At 72.4% G+C, this 16373-nt stretch carries 13 protein-coding genes; 6 read left to right on the top strand and 7 right to left on the bottom strand.

Annotated elements, in window-relative coordinates; translation table 11 throughout:
* Nucleotides 1-47: 47 nt before the first annotated feature.
* From RBJ77_RS59360 to RBJ77_RS59335, 6 genes are all read right to left on the bottom strand, one after another.
* Nucleotides 48-1385, bottom strand: a complete 1338-nt coding sequence (locus RBJ77_RS59360) for a M20/M25/M40 family metallo-hydrolase (RefSeq protein ID WP_372352518.1) — start codon at nucleotides 1383-1385, stop codon at nucleotides 48-50.
* Entirely contained in the window at nucleotides 1378-2211 is an 834-nt protein-coding gene (locus RBJ77_RS59355) for a M55 family metallopeptidase (protein WP_372352517.1), read from the bottom strand. Before RBJ77_RS59355 ends, RBJ77_RS59360 begins: the two co-directional genes overlap by 8 nt.
* A 146-nt stretch (nucleotides 2212-2357) precedes the next feature.
* The gene (locus RBJ77_RS59350) at nucleotides 2358-3083 is read right to left on the bottom strand and encodes a class I SAM-dependent methyltransferase (protein ID WP_372352516.1); all 726 of its coding nucleotides are present in this window, start codon (nucleotides 3081-3083) and stop codon (nucleotides 2358-2360) included.
* A 133-nt stretch (nucleotides 3084-3216) separates the two neighbouring features.
* Nucleotides 3217-5658, bottom strand: coding sequence for a SpoIIE family protein phosphatase (locus RBJ77_RS59345; RefSeq protein WP_372352515.1), 2442 nt, complete (start codon nucleotides 5656-5658; stop codon nucleotides 3217-3219).
* Nucleotides 5659-5783: 125 nt separating this feature from the next.
* Nucleotides 5784-8207, bottom strand: coding sequence for an MFS transporter (locus RBJ77_RS59340; protein ID WP_372352514.1), 2424 nt, complete (start codon nucleotides 8205-8207; stop codon nucleotides 5784-5786).
* Nucleotides 8208-8407: 200 nt separating this feature from the next.
* Nucleotides 8408-8851, bottom strand: coding sequence for an SRPBCC family protein (locus RBJ77_RS59335; protein WP_255982862.1), 444 nt, complete (start codon nucleotides 8849-8851; stop codon nucleotides 8408-8410).
* 158 nt (nucleotides 8852-9009) lie between these two features.
* On the opposite strand from RBJ77_RS59335, the gene RBJ77_RS59330 reads away from it, so the two are divergent.
* The 4 genes from RBJ77_RS59330 to RBJ77_RS59315 all read left to right on the top strand — a co-directional run bounded on the left by RBJ77_RS59330 (nucleotide 9010) and on the right by RBJ77_RS59315 (nucleotide 12543).
* Nucleotides 9010-10068 carry an Rv2578c family radical SAM protein gene (locus RBJ77_RS59330; protein WP_372352513.1) on the top strand — a complete coding sequence of 353 codons (1059 nt, stop codon included), beginning with the start codon at nucleotides 9010-9012 and terminating at the stop codon, nucleotides 10066-10068.
* Between the two features lie 126 nt (nucleotides 10069-10194).
* Nucleotides 10195-11772: an alpha/beta hydrolase gene (locus tag RBJ77_RS59325; RefSeq protein ID WP_372352512.1), complete on the top strand. Its 1578-nt coding sequence runs from the start codon at nucleotides 10195-10197 to the stop codon at nucleotides 11770-11772.
* Between the two features lie 37 nt (nucleotides 11773-11809).
* A complete protein-coding gene (locus RBJ77_RS59320) occupies nucleotides 11810-12211 on the top strand; it encodes a RidA family protein (RefSeq protein WP_372352511.1) in 402 nt (133 codons plus the stop codon).
* Complete coding sequence (locus RBJ77_RS59315) at nucleotides 12208-12543, top strand: N-acetyltransferase family protein (protein ID WP_372352510.1); 336 nt, start codon at nucleotides 12208-12210, stop codon at nucleotides 12541-12543. Before RBJ77_RS59320 ends, RBJ77_RS59315 begins: the two co-directional genes overlap by 4 nt.
* An 86-nt stretch (nucleotides 12544-12629) precedes the next feature.
* On the opposite strand, the gene RBJ77_RS59310 is transcribed toward RBJ77_RS59315, so the two are convergent.
* Nucleotides 12630-13202 carry an adenylosuccinate lyase gene (locus tag RBJ77_RS59310; RefSeq protein ID WP_372352509.1) on the bottom strand — a complete coding sequence of 191 codons (573 nt, stop codon included), beginning with the start codon at nucleotides 13200-13202 and terminating at the stop codon, nucleotides 12630-12632.
* 314 nt (nucleotides 13203-13516) lie between these two features.
* Between RBJ77_RS59310 and RBJ77_RS59305 the strand changes: the two genes are divergently transcribed.
* Together RBJ77_RS59305 and RBJ77_RS59300 are read left to right on the top strand one after the other, a co-directional pair.
* Nucleotides 13517-15334 (top strand): 3-hydroxyacyl-CoA dehydrogenase family protein, encoded by a 1818-nt coding sequence (locus tag RBJ77_RS59305; protein ID WP_372352508.1) that lies wholly within the window; start codon nucleotides 13517-13519, stop codon nucleotides 15332-15334.
* Nucleotides 15335-15419: 85 nt separating this feature from the next.
* Nucleotides 15420-16274 (top strand): TetR/AcrR family transcriptional regulator, encoded by an 855-nt coding sequence (locus tag RBJ77_RS59300; RefSeq protein WP_372352507.1) that lies wholly within the window; start codon nucleotides 15420-15422, stop codon nucleotides 16272-16274.
* The last annotated feature ends 99 nt before the right edge of the window (nucleotides 16275-16373 follow it).

Here is a 16373-nt window from a genome sequence, read left to right as displayed (position 1 = left end):
GCGTCCGCCATGTTTTCCTAGTCCGTCGCCGTGTGCTCGCCGTGTCGCTATGCCGTGCGCAGGAAGCGGTCGAGGACCCGCACGCCGAAGTGCAGCGCCTCCACCGGCACCCGCTCGTCCACACCGTGGAAGAGCGCCTGGTAGTCGAAGCCCTCGGGGAGCTTGAGCGGCGCGAAGCCGTAGCCCGTGATGCCGAGGCGGGAGAACTGCTTGGCGTCCGTGCCGCCCGACATGCAGTACGGCACGACGTGCCCCTCGGGCGCGAACTCCTCGACGGCCGCCCGCATCCGCGCGAACGTGGGCGAGTCGACCGGCGCCTGGAGGGCGACCTCCCGGTGCTCGTACTCCCAGTCGACGTCCGGTCCGGTGAGGGCGTCGAGGGTGGCCCTGAACTCGTCCTCGGTTCCCGGCAGGTAGCGGCCGTCGACGTGCGCGACGGCCTCGCCCGGAATCACGTTGATCTTGTAGCCGGCGGACAGCATCGTCGGGTTGCTGCTGTTGCGCACGGTCGGCGCGACGAGGTCGGCGGCCGGACCGAGCCGGCCGAGCAGTGCGTCGACGTCGAGGTCCGGCGCGTCCACGTCGGCCTCGATGCCGTAGACGGCCGCCATCTCGGACAGGGCGGCGCGGACCGTGGGCGTGAGGCGCAGCGGCCACTCGTGCTCGCCGATGCGGGCGACGGAGGCGGCCAGCCGGCTCACCGCGTTCGCCCGGTTCACCTTGGAGCCGTGGCCCGCCTTGCCGCGCGCGGTGAGCTTCAGCCAGCCGGTGCCGCGCTCCCCCGCCGCGATCGGGTACAGCTGCTTGCCGCTGCCGTCGTGGAAGGTGAAGGCGCCGGACTCGCTGATGCCTTCGGTGCAGCCCTCGAAGAGGCCGGCGTGCCGGTCGGCGAGGAAGCCCGAGCCGTCCTCGGCGCTGGCCTCCTCGTCGGCGGTGAACGCGATGACGATGTCGCGCCGCGGCCGGTACCCGACGCGGGCCCACTGCCGTACGGTCGCGAGGATCATCGCGTCCATGTTCTTCATGTCGACGGCGCCCCGGCCCCAGACGACGCCGTCGCGGACCTCGCCGGAGAACGGGTGCACGCTCCAGTCGGCGGCCTCGGCCGGCACCACGTCCAGGTGGCCGTGGACCAGGAGGGCGTCGGCGGACGGGTCGGTGCCCTCGATGCGGGCCACCACGTTGCCCCGGCCGGGGGTGCGCTCCAGGATCGTCGGCTCAAGGCCCGCGCCGGCGAGCAGCTCCGCCGCGTACTCGGCGGCGGGCCGCTCCTTGCAGTCGCCGCCGCCCCGGTTCGTGGTGTCGATCCGGATCAGCTCGGAGGTGAACGTCACGACCTCGTCGAGCGCCTGCTGGTCCACGGTCCCGGAAAATGCGTCAGCCATACTGTTCCTCCACCGCGGCCGAGGCGATCGTGGTGACCGCCTTGAAGGTGCGGATGCCTTCGTACATGGTCTCGTGCGTGTAAGAGATCCTGCGCTCGCCGGTCCGGCGCACTCCGGGGACGACGGTGGACGCCATGGCGAGGTGCTCGGCGTCGAACTCGACCTCCACCGTGAACGGGCCGCCGCGGACCGGCTCGTGGCGCACCGCGATCGACGCGGCGTCCTTGGCCGCGGCCCGGATGTCGGCGGCGGTGCGGGCGGGGGTGCGGCAGACGGCCGCGTACCGGGAGACATGGTCCTTGACGGCGACCTTGCGGGCCTCCGGCGCATAGCCGAGGGCGTCGTCGCAGGCGTGGTCGTCGCCGGTGACGAGGACGACGGGGACGCCGTACTCCGCCACCACGTGGGCGTTCAGCAGGCCCTCGCTGGCGCGGACGTCGTTCACCCAGACGCCCGTGATCTGGTTAGCCAGGTACGTGTGCGCGAGGACGCCCTCCATGCCGGCGCCCGCGTGGTAGCCGATGAACGCGATGCCGTCGACGTCACCGTGCTGGACGCCCTCCACCATGGAGAGCGCCTTGTGGCGTCCGGTGAGCATCTCCACGCGGTCGTCGAGCTGCTCCAGGAGCAGGTTGCGCATCGTCCAGTGCGCCTCGTTGACGAGCACCTCGTCGGCGCCGCCGTCGAAGAAGCCGAGCACCGCCGCGTTCACGTCCGAGGTGAACATCGACCGGCAGCGCTCCCACTGCGGTGTGCCCGGCAGGACGTCCGCCGGCCAGGTGACACCCGTGGCGCCCTCCATGTCGGCACTGATGAGGATCTTCATGGCCAGAACCGTACGCGGATCCGGGCACACCTCACCAGGCCTGTGGATAACTCTCAGTGGCATAGACCAATGTCACACTCGTAAGGCGCAGTTCCCGCTCGTCAGCGCGGTGCGGGCCGCACCGGCGCCGGGCGCGCGTCCCGGTGTCAGGCGGCCCGTCCCACCACGAGCCAGGTGGACGGCAGCTCGATCCGGCTGCCGTCGGCGGTGAACTCGGTCGTGGTCAGCGGCAGCTCGCCCGAGGCGAACACCTCCAGGCCCGCCTCGGTGACGTAGTCGCGCACGGCGGCGTCGGAGACCTCGCCGGGCGCGATGCCGTGCGCGAAGACAGGGGCGAGCTTGGGCGGCGGCCCCGCCGGGTTCCTGGCGAGCTCCTGGAGGACCGGCCGGGCGCGCTCCGACAGTTCGACGACGAAGGCGCGGCCGCGGTCGCCGACGAGCGCCGCGACCGCGTCGATCAGGGCCTGCCGGTCGGCGGGCTCGCACTGGTGCAGCACGCCGCGTACGTACACGTTCACGTCGCCCAGCTCGGCGTGCATCGGTCCGACCTGACCGGCGTCGGTCGCGTCGATCTGCCGGTAGTCGGCCTGTTCGGCGGGGTCGGCGCGGCGGGCCCGATCGAGGGCGGCGGCGGACAGGTCGGCGCCGACGACCTTCGGGTAGCGGTCGGCGAGGAACCGGGTCTGCGTCCCGTTGCCGCATCCCAGGTCCACGAGGGGCAGTCCGGCGGCCGCCAACTCCGGTTCGAAGAGGGCCAGGTGGAGTCCCGCGGTGAGGGCGGGCTCGGCGTCCCAGAAGACGCCGCCCGGCTCCTCGGGGGCGTCCTCCCAGAAGCCCTCCCACGCCTTCCTGTAGCGCTCGGTCACGCTCATGGGACCTCCCGGGGGCACGGCGGCGGACTCGACGGAGCGTCAGCTCGGTCTACCGCTCCGGAGCCCGCCCCCACAAGTCGCGCGCACACACCTTCACCCGCCGTTCGAGAGGTGTGCGCCGGTCGGCCGCGCGTCAGCCGCGCCGTCGGGGGGCCGTCAGCTCGAACCACACCGTCTTGCCGGTCGCCGTACGGCTCGTGCCCCATTCGCGCGCCAGGTGCGCCACCACGCGCAGGCCGCGTCCGAACTCCACGCCCGGGCCCGCGCCGAGCAGGCTCGGCAGCGTGTGGTCGGCGTCCTCGACCTCGCACAGCAGTGTGCCCGAGCGCACCAGGCGCAGCCGGACCGGGCCGCCGCGGGCATGCCGCACGGCGTTCGTGACCAGCTCGCTCACGATCAGCTCCGCCGTCCGTTCGATGCTCAGCAGGCCCCATTCCAGGAGCTGTTCACGGACCAGCTCACGGGCCCGCGGCACCTCGGACGGGTCCGGCGCGAGCTCCCAGTGCGCGACGTCCCCGCTCTCGATCCCGGCCATCCGGACCAGCAGCAGGGCCACGTCGTCCTTGCGCCCGCCGCGCGCGCCGAGCGACCGGATGATGGTGTCGCAGGCGTCGTCCATGGAGGCGGCAGGGTGGGCGGCGGACTCGCAGAGCGTGGCGAGGCCCACGCCGATGTCCTCGCCGCGCACCTCCACCAGGCCGTCGGTGCACATCACCAGGCGGTCGCCGGGCGCGACCGGGACCCGTACGGCCTCGAAGGGCACTCCGCCGACGCCGATGGGCGCGCCCGTCGGCAGTTCGAGGAGCTCGCTGCGGCCGTCGGCGGCCCGCACGATCACCGGCGGGATGTGCCCCGCGTTGGCCAGGTGCAGCTCGCCGACGATCGGGTCGTAGACCGCGTACAGGCACGTCGCGAGATAGGTGTCGCCGAGCCGCTGCGCCAAGTCGTCGAGGTTGCGCAGGAGTTGGGCCGGGGGCAGATCGAGGGCGGCCATCGTCTGCACGGCGGTGCGCAACTGCCCCATCATCGCGGCCGAGTTGAGGCCGTGGCCCATCACGTCGCCGACGACGAGCGCGGCCCTGGCGCCGGGCAGTTTGACGGCGTCGAACCAGTCGCCGCCGACCCGGCCGAGCAGCGTGCCGGGCAGATAGCGGGTGGCGATGTCACAGCCCGGCATGTGCGGTTCGATGTGCGGCAGCATGCTGTCCTGGAGCGTCTCGGCGACGGACTCCTGGTACGTGTACATGCGCGCGTTGTCGAGCACGAGCCCGGCGCGCGCGGCGAGTTCGGCTCCGGTGACGCGGTCCATGTCGTTGAAGACGGGCCGCTCCTGGTGGCGGAGCAGGATCATGAACCCGAGGACGACGTTGCGCGCCTTGAGCGGGACGACGAGCATCGAGCGGTGCGTGATCAGCGGCCGGATGTCGCGCTTCTCGAACTGCGACGCGATCGCGTTGCCCATCTCTTCCGAGATGTACGGCACGAGCACCGGGTCGCCGCTCGTCATGCACTGGAAGAACGGGGTGTGCACCGGGAACGGCATCGACTCGCCGACGGGCACCACGTCGTCCCAGCGCCCCGGTTCGTCGGTGTGCTCCAGGGCGACGCGGTGCCACATGGTCGTGGCGTCCGGCGGGCCCTCCGGGAACCCTTCGCCCGCGACGACCTGTTCGCGCAGGTACGTGCCGGCGACGTCGGTGAAGCGGGGCACGACGGCCCGGCTGACCTCGAAGACGGTCCGCGCCAGATCGAGGGACGAACCGATGCGCCCGCTCACCTCGTTGAGGAATTCGAGCCGCTCGCGCACCGCCGCGTACTCGATGTCCTCGGCCGTGTCGTCGAGCGGTGCGCGCGGCGAGGGCACTCCCGTCGCCGCCGCCCGGGCCGCCGCGGCCCGCCGCTCCTGGCGCTCGGTGCGCCGCGAGACGCCCCAGTCCGCGGTGACGGGGACCCGGTCGTGCTGGCTGAACTCCAGTACGGGATAGCCGAGTTCGAGCACCTGGGAGACGATCCGGGCGCTCTCGCCGACGCTCATGCTCGGCAGGATCTCGGGCAGGCCGCGGGCCAGCTCGTCGGCGGCCGGGAAGTCGGTGTGCAGGGCGAAACCGGGGGCGATGCGCTCCCGGTCCCCGCTGACACCACTGTCTCCCCTGTCGCCGCCGTCCCCGCTGAGCCGCTCGGCGTCGGCGGCGAGCACCAGCATCCGCTCGGGGCCGGGGCCCACCAGCGGGTACGCCCACCACAGCACGTCGATCCGGTTCCGCGGCCCCGCGCTGGTGTCGAGCCTGGCGCGGCCCGCCGCCGGGTAGGAGGTGTGTCCGCCGAGCGACTCCTCCAGATCGTGTCCCGCGAGGTCGAACGCGCCGCGCGCGGCGGGGTCGGTGGGCTCACGCACGTCCGGCAGCGCGCCGGACACGGGCATCAGGTCGGTCGCGGGGCGGCCCACCGCCTCGTCCCTGGCCGGGCCGAAGAGCCGGCGGGCGCCGGTGCTCCAGTGCGAGACGCGGCCCGCCTGATCGATCACGACGACCGCCAGCGGAACGCGGGCCTGCGGGGGTCGACCGGTGCCGTGCATCACCGCGCTCCTTCCCCTCCCGGCGCGCCGGGGGACGCGCGCCACCTCTTTCCACGGTACGGCTCCGCCGCTCAACGGGAGGCGCTTACCCATGAATTGGGCGAGCCCCCGTAAGGGGCGCGGGGCTAGTCCTCGTGGCCCAGCTGGAGGTCGCGTTCCGTACGGCCGCCTCCCGCGACCTGGAGCACGGTCGCGACCGGAGGGTAGCCCGCCGCGATGACCGTGTACTCGCCCGACGACAGGTCGACGAACCGGAACGTGCCGTCGGGGCCCGTGGTCAGCGTGTCCACGACGTTGCCCGCGGCGTCGAGCAGGGTGACCCGGGCCTCCTCCACGGGCCGCCCGCCACTGGCCCGCACCGTCCCCCGCAGCACCGCGCCACCCGCCAGCTCCACGTCCTGGCGGGTCTCCCGGGAGGCCATCACGGTCACCGGGAGCGCGGCGGGGCGGAACGCGGGGGCGCTCGCCGCGAGGGTGTACTCGCCCGCCACCAGCTCGGTGATGACGTAGCCGCCCTCGCGTCCGCTGCGGGTGGTGGCGACGACCTCGCCGTGCACGTTCGTCAGCGTGACGGTCGCCTCCCGTACGGGAGCTCCGTCGGCGGTCAGCACGCAGCCGGCGAGCCGGCCCGCGCCGCCGAGCACCACGTCCAGCTCGACGGGCCGCTCGCCGACGGTCACCGTGACGGCCTGCGGCTGGTGCCCGCCGGCCGCCGCGATCAGCACGTACGAACCGGTGCCGGGCGTCGACAGGGCGTACCGGCCGTCCTCGCCGCTGGCGCCGCGCCCGATCTGGGTGCCGCCGACGTCGATCAGGGTGAGCGCGGCACGCGGTACGGCGGTCCCGTCGGAGTGCTGCACCGTTCCGCAGACCGGGACTCCGGCGGCGTAGGACACCCGCTCCTGCTGCGGGACGACGGGGTGCTCGGCCGGGGACGAGGGCGAGGAGGGGGCGGCGCTGGACAAGAGGGGGGTCTCCTTGAGGAAGAAGGCGAGGAGCAGGCCCAGGACCAGGACCGGCACCAAGTAGAGGAAGATGCGGGGCATCGCGTCGGCGTACGCCTCGATGTACGGGGCGCGCAGGGCCTCGGGCATCGCGTGCACGAGCTGCGGGGTGATCGACTCGGCGTCGGGCAGCTCGCCGCCGGTCGGCAGCCGGTCCGCGAGGGAGTCGGCGAGCCGGTCGGCGAAGAGGGTGCCGAAGATCGCGGCGCCGACGCTGCCGCCGATCTGCCGGAAGTAGTTGTTGGCGCTGGTGGCGGTGCCGAGGTCGGCGGCGCGCACGGAGTTCTGCACGGCGAGCACGAGCACCGGCATGATCAGGCCGATGCCGGCGCCGAGCACCGCCATGTAGACGCTGTACTCGAGGCGCGGGGTGTCCACTTCGAGGCGGGACAGGAGGTACATCCCGAGCGTGGACAGGGCGCCGCCGAGGATCGGGTAGAGCTTGTAGCGGCCGGTGTGGCTGATGAGCTGTCCGGAGACGATCGACGCGCCGACGACGCCGCCCATCATCGGGAGCATCAGGAGGCCCGACTCGGTGGCCGAGGCGCCGTCGACCATCTGCAGGAACGTCGGCAGATAGCTGGCCGCGCCGAACAGCGCGACGCCGACGACCATGCCGACCAGGCCGCTGAGGTTGAAGACGGAGTCGCGGAACAGCCGCAGCGGGATGATCGGTTCGGCGGCGTGCTTCTCGGCGAGGACGAACAGCGCGGCCGAGACGACGGCTCCGGCGGCGAGCCCGATGATGACGCGGTCGCCCCACTCGTACTCGGTGCCGCCCCAACTGGTCAGCAGGACCAGGCAGGTGGAGGCCGCGGCGAGCAACAGGGCGCCCAGGACGTCGAGTCGGGCCTTCTTCTGCGGCTTGGGGAGCTTGAGGACGACGGCGGTGACCGCGAGGGTGAGCAGGCCGAACGGCACGTTGAAGTAGAAGCACCAGCGCCACGAGAGGTGGTCGGTGAAGTAGCCGCCGAGCAGCGGGCCCGCGACCGACGCGAGGCCGAACGCGGCGCCGATCAGGCCCATGTAGCGGCCGCGTTCGCGGGGCGGCACGATGTCGCCGATGATCGCCTGCACGCCGATCATGAGGCCGCCCGCGCCGACGCCCTGGACGGCGCGGAACGCGATGAGCTGGTCCATGCTCTGCGCCCGGCCCGCGAGCGCGGAGCCGATGACGAAGACGACGATCGCGAACTGGAAGACGCCCTTGCGGCCGAAGAGGTCACCGAGCTTGCCGTAGATCGGCAGGCCGATGGTGGACGTCAGGAGGTAGGCGGTGATCGCCCAGGACATCTTGTCGAGACCGTGCAGCTCGCCGACGATCTTCGGCAGCGCGGTGGCGACGATCATCTGCTCCAGCGCCGCGAGCAGCAGCGCGAGCATCAGACCGACGAAGACCATCCGGACCCGCCGCGGACTGAGTCCGTCGCCGGGCAACTGCGGTGGCGCGGCGGCCCGTCGGGGCCCGGTCGGGGTGGCCGGTTCCGGCACGGGGGCCGTCACCGGCCCCCCGACCGACTCGGTCACCAGCGTCGTCGTGCCCACCTGCAGCTCCCCTCGTCGCCCTTGCGCCGCCCATTTCTCGCATTGCGCGACAACGGGGGGCAAGCGCGACGATTCGCTGTTCAGACGGGTTTCGTCGACGAACGCGCCGGTCGGAGCCCTACGGCGTACAACCGGCGCGAAACGAAAACCACTCGAAACGGTGAGCGGCAGATCAGTGTGCGCGTGTCAGTTCCACGCGGTCACTTCTCGACCTCGGTGGCCAGCTTGGCGAGGACGGCGTCGTAGATGCGGCCGAGCCCCTTCGGCGCGAAGGTCTTCTCGAAGAAGCCGCCGATGCCGCCCGCGCCGTTCCACACGGTCGTGACGACGACCCGGGACCGACCGTCGCCCGCCGGGGTCACCCGCCACGTCGTCACCATCGAGGAGTTGCGGTCCTTCTCGACGAGCTCGCCGTCGGTCGGCTCGCTCACCTCGAGCAGGCAGTCGCGGATGCGCTTGCTGGTCGCCTGGAGCTTCCAGTGGACGAGGGTGCCCTCGCCGTCGCCGCCCTCGCGGACCTCGTACTCGCTGAAGTGCTCGGGGAGCAGCTTCTCGCGTGTGCCGTTGTAGTCGGCGAGGGCGTCGAACACGTCGTCCGGCTTCGCGGCGACGACCCGTTCCGTGGTGGCCTCGACCTGCGCCATGACTCTTCCTCCAGCACTTGGTTCCTCAGGGGCTCGCCCAAGCCAACCACCCCCCGTACCTGCCACCAAATCCGGGTCCTGGCGGGCATCACCGGACGGCCCGCACGATCAAGGGAACATGTGTTCTATTGTGTGGCCAGTGCTACCGAGGAGGCGTCATGCGCTGGGAGAACCTCACGGACCCGACGGGCCCCACGGACGACAGGGCCGACCACGGCCGGGCGCCCGACGCCGCGCTGTTCGGCGCGGACGCGGTGGTCCGCCGCACCGTCGACACCCCCGAGTTCGCCGGAGTGACGTTCCACGAGATCCGGGCCCGGTCGATCGTGAACCGGGTGCCCGGGGCGTCCCGGATGCCGTTCGAGTGGACCGTCAACCCGTACCGGGGCTGCACCCACGCGTGCGTCTACTGCTTCGCCCGCAACACCCACAGCTACCTCGACCTCGACACGGGCCTCGGCTTCGACAGCCAGATCGTGGTGAAGGTGAACGCGCCGCAGCTGCTGCGCGGCCACCTCGCCTCGCGCCGCTGGCACGGCGACCACATCGCGATGGGCACGAACGTGGACTGCTACCAACGGGCCGAGGGGCGCTACCGGTTGATGCCCGGCATCATCGATGCGCTGCGCGACCACGCGAACCCGTTCAGCATCCTGACGAAGGGCACGCTGATCCTGCGCGACCTGCCGCTGCTGCGCCAGGCGGCCGACGTGACGGACGTCGGCATCTCGGTCTCGGTCGGCTTCGTGGACCAGGAGCTGTGGCGCACCGTCGAGCCGGGCACCCCCGCGCCCGAGCGGCGGCTCGACGTCGTCCGGGCGCTGACCGACGCGGGGATCGGCTGCGGGGTCCTGATGGCGCCGGTGATCCCGTTCCTCGGCGACCACCCGGACCAGCTGCGGGCCACGGTGCGGGCGGTGGCCAGGGCCGGCGCGACGTCGGTGACACCGCTGGTGCTGCACCTGCGGCCGGGGGCCCGCGAGTGGTTCATGACGTGGCTCGGCCGGCACCACCCGTATCTGGTGCGGCGCTACGAGCGGCTGTACGCGGAGGGCGCCTACGCCCCGAAGTGGTACCAGCGGCGGGTGACCCGGCAGGTGCACGAGCTGGCCGAGGAGTTCGGGATCGGGCCCTCCCGGGCGGGCGCCGCGCGCCGGGTCCGGGCGGCCGCCCCCGAGCCGGCCGAACCCGGGCCGACCCAGCTGTCCCTGCTCTGAACGGCCGTTGCGCACAATCGGGTCAACTTCCGGCAGAACGGATTCTTCCGGGCAGGGTTTCGGGGACGATGCGGCCGGGGGCCGTGGACTCACGGCCCCGAACCCCCCTCCGTCCTGGGAGGCCTCATGAAGAAACGCGCCGTAGCCCTGTGCGGCATCGCCGCCCTGGCCGCAGGCACCGTCGTGACCGCCCCGGCCGTGGGCGCCGACGCCGGGCCGGCCCGCCCGGCCGCGCACACGGCCGTTTCCTGGAAGAAGTGCGGCACGAAGGACTACCCGACGCTGCAGTGCGGGTCGCTGAAAGTGCCGCTCGACCACGCCGCACCGCACGGCCGGCAGATCACGCTCGCCCTCTCCCGCGTCCCGCACACGGCGAAGACGTCCCAGGGCCCGCTCCTGGTGAACCCCGGCGGCCCCGGCGGCAGCGGGCTCACCCTCGCCGGGTTCGTCGCGTCGAGCCTGCCGGCGAAGGTCGCGGCGCAGTACGACGTGATCGGCTTCGACCCGCGCGGTGTCGGCGCGAGCCGCCCCGCCCTGGACTGCAGGCCCGGCCACTTCACGCCGGTGCGCCCGCCGAGCGTCCCCTCCTCCGGGGCGATCGAGGACGCCAACCTGAAGCGGGCGGCCGCGTTCGCGCAGAGCTGCGCCGACAAGTACGCGGACCTCCTGCCGTACATCGACACGGTCAGCGCGGTCCGCGACATGGACGCGATCCGCGCGGCGCTCGGCGCGAAGCGGCTGAACTACTTCGGCTACTCCTACGGCACGTACCTGGGCGCGGTCTACGCGAAGTACTTCCCCGAGCGGGTGCGGCGCTTCGTCCTGGACTCGATCGTCGACCCGACCGGCGTCTGGTACCAGGACAACATGGGGCAGGACTACGCCTTCAACGCCCGCCACCAGGCGTTCCTGGCCTGGGCGGCGAAGCACGACGCGACGTACCGGCTCGGCAAGGACCCCGCGAAGGTCGAGGCCGCGTGGTACCGGATGCGGGACGCGCTCGCGAAGAAGCCCGCGGGGAAGAAGGTCGGGGCCGCGGAACTGGAGGACACGTTCCTGCCCGGCGGCTACTACAACGGCTACTGGCCGCACCTGGCCGAGGCGTTCGCGGCCTACGTGAACGACAAGGACGCCGATCCGCTCGTCGAGGCGTACGAGACCTTCGCCGCGGTCGACGCCGCCGGCGACAACGGGTACAGCGTCTACGCCGCCGTCCAGTGCCGTGACGCGCACTGGCCGCGCGACTGGAACCAGTGGCGCGACGACAACTGGCGGGCGCACGAGAAGGCGCCGTTCTCCACGTGGAACAACGCCTGGTACAACGCGCCGTGCGCGTTCTGGCCGACGAGGTCCCTGCACCCGACGGACGTCGCCAACTCCGCCGTCCCGCCGGTGCTGCTGTTCCAGGCCACCGACGACGCGGCGACCCCGTACGAGGGCGGCGCCGCGGTCCACCGGCTGCTGCGCGGTTCGAGCCTGGTCGTCGAGCAGGGCGGCGGCAACCACGGCATCACGCTCAGCGGCAACGCCTGCCTGGACCGGTACCTGTCGGCCTATCTGGCGTCCGGCGACGTGCCGCGCAGCGGTGGCGAGATCGACGCGGTCTGCGCCAAGCTGCCCGACCCGAAGCCGCTGACGACGAAGGCGTCCACGGGTCCCTCCGACGGCACCGAGCTGCACGGCCTCCTGGGGTACAGGGGCTGATCCCCGGTGCGGTACGGGGGTGGGTGAGGATGACCGCATGACGACTCACCTCACCCACATACCGGCCCCCGACGGCGTGGCACCGGCCACGGCGTACACCCACGTGGTCATGGGCACGGGCCGGCTGATCGCCGTGTCCGGCCAGCTCGCGCTCGACGAGAAGGGCGCGCTGGTCGGCCGCGGCGACCCGTACGCGCAGGCGCGCCAGGTGTTCGAGAACCTGCGGCGCTGCCTCGCGTCCGCCGGGGCCGGGTTCGACGACGTCGTGAAGCTGACGTACTACGTGACGGACATGGCCTGGATGCCCGCGGTCCGGACGGTCCGCGACGAGTTCCTCGACCCGGCCCGGCTGCCGGCGGCGTCGGCGGTCCAGGTGGCGGCCCTGGTGGGCCCCGAGTTCCTGATGGAGATCGAGGCGTTCGCGGTGGTGCCGCGGTGACGTCGGCGGCGCCGCTGCTGATCCGGCCGATGACGCTCGACGACTGCGACGCGGTGGCCGAAGTGCGGGTGCGGGGCTGGCAGTTCGCGTACGCCGGACTGATGCCGCAGACGTACCTCGATGCGATGAGCGTGGCCCGGGACGCCGCGCGCCGGCGCGAAGTGTTCGGCCGGGGCGGCGATCTGGTCGCGGAGCGGTCGGGATCGGTGATCGGCTGGGCCTGCCACGGACCGTCCCGCGACCGCGACCTACCGCCCGGCGAGGCCGAGTTGTACGCGCCGCGCTCCGCGGGCCTGCCGGGTTCCGGATTCTCGCCGTTGACACATCGGTAGTTCCCGCGTGCGGGCACGTCGTGGTTGCTCGCGCAGTTCCCCGCGCCCCTGAGGGGCGCTGCACCTTCGCCCCGCCACATCCGCATTCACGGTTCCGGCAGCCTCGCCAGGGCCGCCGAGGCCGCCATCGCGAGGCGTGGGTGGGCGCACGCGTCCGTGAGGACCTCGCGGGCGCGGGGGTCCGCGAGGCTGCCGAGGCCCTCGACGCAGGCGAGCGCCACCTTGCGGTACGGGTCGTGGGGGGCCAGTCGGCGGCGCAGCGTCTCGATCAGGGCCGGCGCCGATTCGGGCGCCCTGAGCTGGGTGAGCAGGCGGACCGGGTGGAGGGCGTACGCGACGCGCAGTTCGTTCGTGGCCAGGGCCGCCGCGGCACGGGCGGTCCGGGGGTCGTTCAGGGCGGCCAGGGCCCGGGCCGCCGCCGCGCAGCGCTCCGGGTCCCGGTGGTTGAGGAGGAGGACGAGGGACTCGAAGGCCCGGCGGTCCCCCGCCAGGCCGAGCCGGTACGCGGCCAACTCGCGGGCCCACAGGGGCTGTTCCGGAGCCGTCAGCACGGCCGCCAGATCATCGCGGTCGTCCGTCGCCGCGAGCTTCTCGAAGGCGGGCGTCCCGCCGGATTCCTTCCGGATGCGTTCCGTCACCGTTCGCGACTCTTCGTCCATGACGTCGAGGGTAGACGCGCCGGGCCTGCGGCGACGTAGATCACAGAGACTGGCCAACGACAAGGGCTGGCGCGCTCGTTACCCGGCGGTTAAGCTCAGGTGAGCGGGACATACTCCCGCAGCACAGCTCCCGGTGGCCTGGTGACGCAGCCGCCCGGAGTGTCAGTCGGTTCGGTACGACACGGCTTGGGACAGGGCCGGTCGATTCACCATCAGCGCAGCGCGCTCAATTCCCGTACGCCACGGGCCCGTCGGCATACCCGGGTCCTCGCGTGCGCTCCTCGGTCGTCACCCTCACTTCCTGGAGTCCCCGGATGGACGCTCCCCTGTCCCCGTCGCCGTCGTCGTCGCCTGCTTCCTCTCTCACCACCGTCGCCGTCGTCGGCCTCGGCACGATGGGCACCGGCATCGCCGAAGTGCTCGCCCGCGCCGGCCGCGAGGTCATCGGCATCGACATCAGCGAGGTCGCCACCGCGCAGGCCGTCGCGTCCCTGGAGGCCTCGACGGCGCGTGCGGTGCGCCGCGAGCACCTCACCGAACAGCAGCGGGCCGACCTGCTGGCCCGGTTCCGTACGTTCACGGACCTGCAGGCCGCGGCCGACGCGGACCTCGTGATCGAGGTCGCCCCGGAGTCGTACGAGATCAAGCAGCAGATCTTCCGTGCCCTGGACGACATCGTGCGGCCCGGGACCGTCCTCGCGACCGGCACCAACGCGCTGTCCGTGACCCGGCTCGCCGCCGACTCGGCACGGCCCGAGCGCGTCCTCGGACTGCACTTCTTCAACCCGGCCCCGGCGATGAAGCTCGTCGAGGTCGTCTCCAGCGTGCTGACCGCGCCGACCGCCGTCGCCGCCGTCACCGATCTCGCGATCGAGCTGGGCAAGGAGCCCGTCGCGGTCGGCGACCGGCCCGGATTCGTCGCCGACGGCCTGCTCTTCGGCTACCTGAACCAGGCCGCCGCCATGTACGAGGCCAAGTACGCCTCGCGCGAGGACATCGACGCCGCGATGAAGCTGGGCTGCGGGCTGCCCATGGGGCCGCTCGCCCTGCTCGACCTGATCGGCATCGACACGGCCCGCACCGTCCTCGACGCCATGTACGCCGAGTCGCACGACCGCCTGCACGCCCCCGCCCCGATCCTCAAGCAGCTCAGCGAGGCGGGCCTGACCGGGCGCAAGGCGGGCCGCGGCTTCTACTCGTACGAGGCGCCGGGCAGTTCCGTGGTGGTGCGGGACGCGCTGACGCCGCTGGCCGACGCCCTCGCCGCCCCGCTGCGCACCGTCCGCTCGGTGGGTGTCGCGGGCTCGGGGACCATGGCCTCCGGGATCGCCGAGGTCTTCGCGAAGGCCGGCTACCAGGTCGTGCTCGCGGCCCGCAGCGAGGAGAAGGCGCAGAAGGCCAAGGCCCGTATCGGCACGTCGCTCCAGCGTTCTGTCGACAAGGGCCGGATGAAGGCGGAGGCCGCCGAGGCCGCGCTGGCCCTGATCACCCCGGCCGGTTCGTACGACGCCTTCGCCGACGTCGACCTCGCCCTGGAGGCCGTCGCCGAGGACCTGGAGATCAAGCAGCAGCTCTTCGCGACGTTCGACAAGATCTGCAAGCCGGGCGCGATCCTGGCGACGACCACGTCCTCGCTGCCCGTCGTCGCCTGCGCCCGCGCCACCTCGCGGCCGCAGGACGTCATCGGGATGCACTTCTTCAACCCGGCCCCGGCGATGAAGCTCGTCGAGGTCGTGCGGACCGTGCTGACCTCCGACGACGTGCACGCCACCGTCCGCGATCTGACCCTCACGGTGCGCAAGCACCCGGTCGACTGCGGGGACCGCGCCGGGTTCATCGTGAACGCGTTGCTGTTCCCGTACCTGAACAACGCGGTCAAGATGGTCCAGGAGCACTACGCGTCGCTCGATGACATCGACGCCGCGATGAAGCTCGGCGGCGGCTATCCGATGGGCCCGTTCGAACTCCTCGACGTGGTGGGCCTGGACGTCTCCCTCGCCATCGAGAAGGTGCTGCACCGTGAGTTCCGCGACCCGGGCCTCGCACCGGCACCGCTGCTCGAACACCTGGTGGCCGCGGGCTGCCTCGGCCGCAAGACGGGCCGTGGCTTCCGCGAATATGCCCGGCGCTGAGCCGGGTACGGAGGCCGGAGCCGGCTGGGGCGGGCTGCTCGGAGCATCGGGCGGCCCGCTTACCGGGGAGCGACTTGGAACGTACATGCAGTACGTTCGGGGCATGACGCCCGCTTCCCAGGCCGACCAGTCCTCCCGTACACCCGCCACGACCGGCGCCTCCGGTGCCTCCTCGGACGCGCCCGAGAGCGCCGCGAGCAGCCGTGCCGCGGCCCAGCGGCTCAAGATGCGCCGCGAGCTCGCGGCCGCGGCGATGGAGCTGTTCGCCACGAAGGGGTACGAGGCGACGACGGTCGACGAGATCGCCGCGCGGGCCGGCGTCGCCCGCCGCACCTTCTTCCGGCACTTCCGCTCCAAGGAAGAGGCGATCTTCCCGGACCACGACGACACCCTGGTGCGCGCCGAGGCCGTGCTGAACGCGGCGCCGCCGCTCGAGCACCCGCTGGACACGGTGTGCCGCGGCATCAAGGAAGTCATGAAGATGTACGCGGGCTCGCCCTCGGTGGCCGTGGCGCGCTACCAGCTCACCCGCGAGGTGCCGACGCTGCGCCAGGCCGAGATCGCCTCGGTCTCCCGCTACGAGCGCCTCTTCACCCGCTACCTCCTGGGCCACTTCGACGAGCAGGCCCACCACGACGGCAACGACGACCCGCTGCTCGCCGAGGTCGCCGCGTCCGCCGTCGTGACCGCCCACAACCACGTGCTGCGACGCTGGCTGCGGGCCGGCGGCCAGGGCGATGTGGAGAGCCAGCTGGACCACGCCTTCGCCATCGTGCGGCGCACGTTCGGCACCGGCATCGGTGCGGGCCGCACGCCCGCCGCACCGGCCCCCGCCGCGCAGGTGTCGCACACCGATGAGGTGCTGGTGACCGTGGCCCGCACGGACGCGCCGCTGGCGGAAGTGATGCGGACGATCGAGGAAGCCCTCAGGAATCGGTGAATCGGTAACCAGTTCCCTCGCCCCATAGCCGGTAGCCGGAAATTCGCAACCGGCAGGCAGGACTTCCAGGACCGATGACCGGCCACATGCAGTGCGGTG

Source organism: Streptomyces sp. KL116D (assembly GCF_030766975.1).
Taxonomy (GTDB): Bacteria; Actinomycetota; Actinomycetes; order Streptomycetales; family Streptomycetaceae; genus Streptomyces; species Streptomyces longispororuber_A.
The sequence above is the reverse complement of the archived record's forward strand: the minus strand, read 5'-3'. Positions and strand labels throughout refer to the sequence as shown.

Coding starts and splice junctions, on each gene's coding strand:
- RBJ77_RS59360 (WP_372352518.1), bottom strand. CDS start 1,385: ATGGCTGACGCATTTTCCGGGACCGTGGACCAGCAGGCGCTCGACGAG.
- RBJ77_RS59355 (WP_372352517.1), bottom strand. CDS start 2,211: ATGAAGATCCTCATCAGTGCCGACATGGAGGGCGCCACGGGTGTCACC.
- RBJ77_RS59350 (WP_372352516.1), bottom strand. CDS start 3,083: ATGAGCGTGACCGAGCGCTACAGGAAGGCGTGGGAGGGCTTCTGGGAG.
- RBJ77_RS59345 (WP_372352515.1), bottom strand. CDS start 5,658: ATGCACGGCACCGGTCGACCCCCGCAGGCCCGCGTTCCGCTGGCGGTC.
- RBJ77_RS59335 (WP_255982862.1), bottom strand. CDS start 8,851: ATGGCGCAGGTCGAGGCCACCACGGAACGGGTCGTCGCCGCGAAGCCG.
- RBJ77_RS59330 (WP_372352513.1), top strand. CDS start 9,010: ATGCGCTGGGAGAACCTCACGGACCCGACGGGCCCCACGGACGACAGG.
- RBJ77_RS59325 (WP_372352512.1), top strand. CDS start 10,195: ATGAAGAAACGCGCCGTAGCCCTGTGCGGCATCGCCGCCCTGGCCGCA.
- RBJ77_RS59320 (WP_372352511.1), top strand. CDS start 11,810: ATGACGACTCACCTCACCCACATACCGGCCCCCGACGGCGTGGCACCG.
- RBJ77_RS59310 (WP_372352509.1), bottom strand. CDS start 13,202: ATGGACGAAGAGTCGCGAACGGTGACGGAACGCATCCGGAAGGAATCC.
- RBJ77_RS59305 (WP_372352508.1), top strand. CDS start 13,517: ATGGACGCTCCCCTGTCCCCGTCGCCGTCGTCGTCGCCTGCTTCCTCT.
- RBJ77_RS59300 (WP_372352507.1), top strand. CDS start 15,420: ATGCAGTACGTTCGGGGCATGACGCCCGCTTCCCAGGCCGACCAGTCC.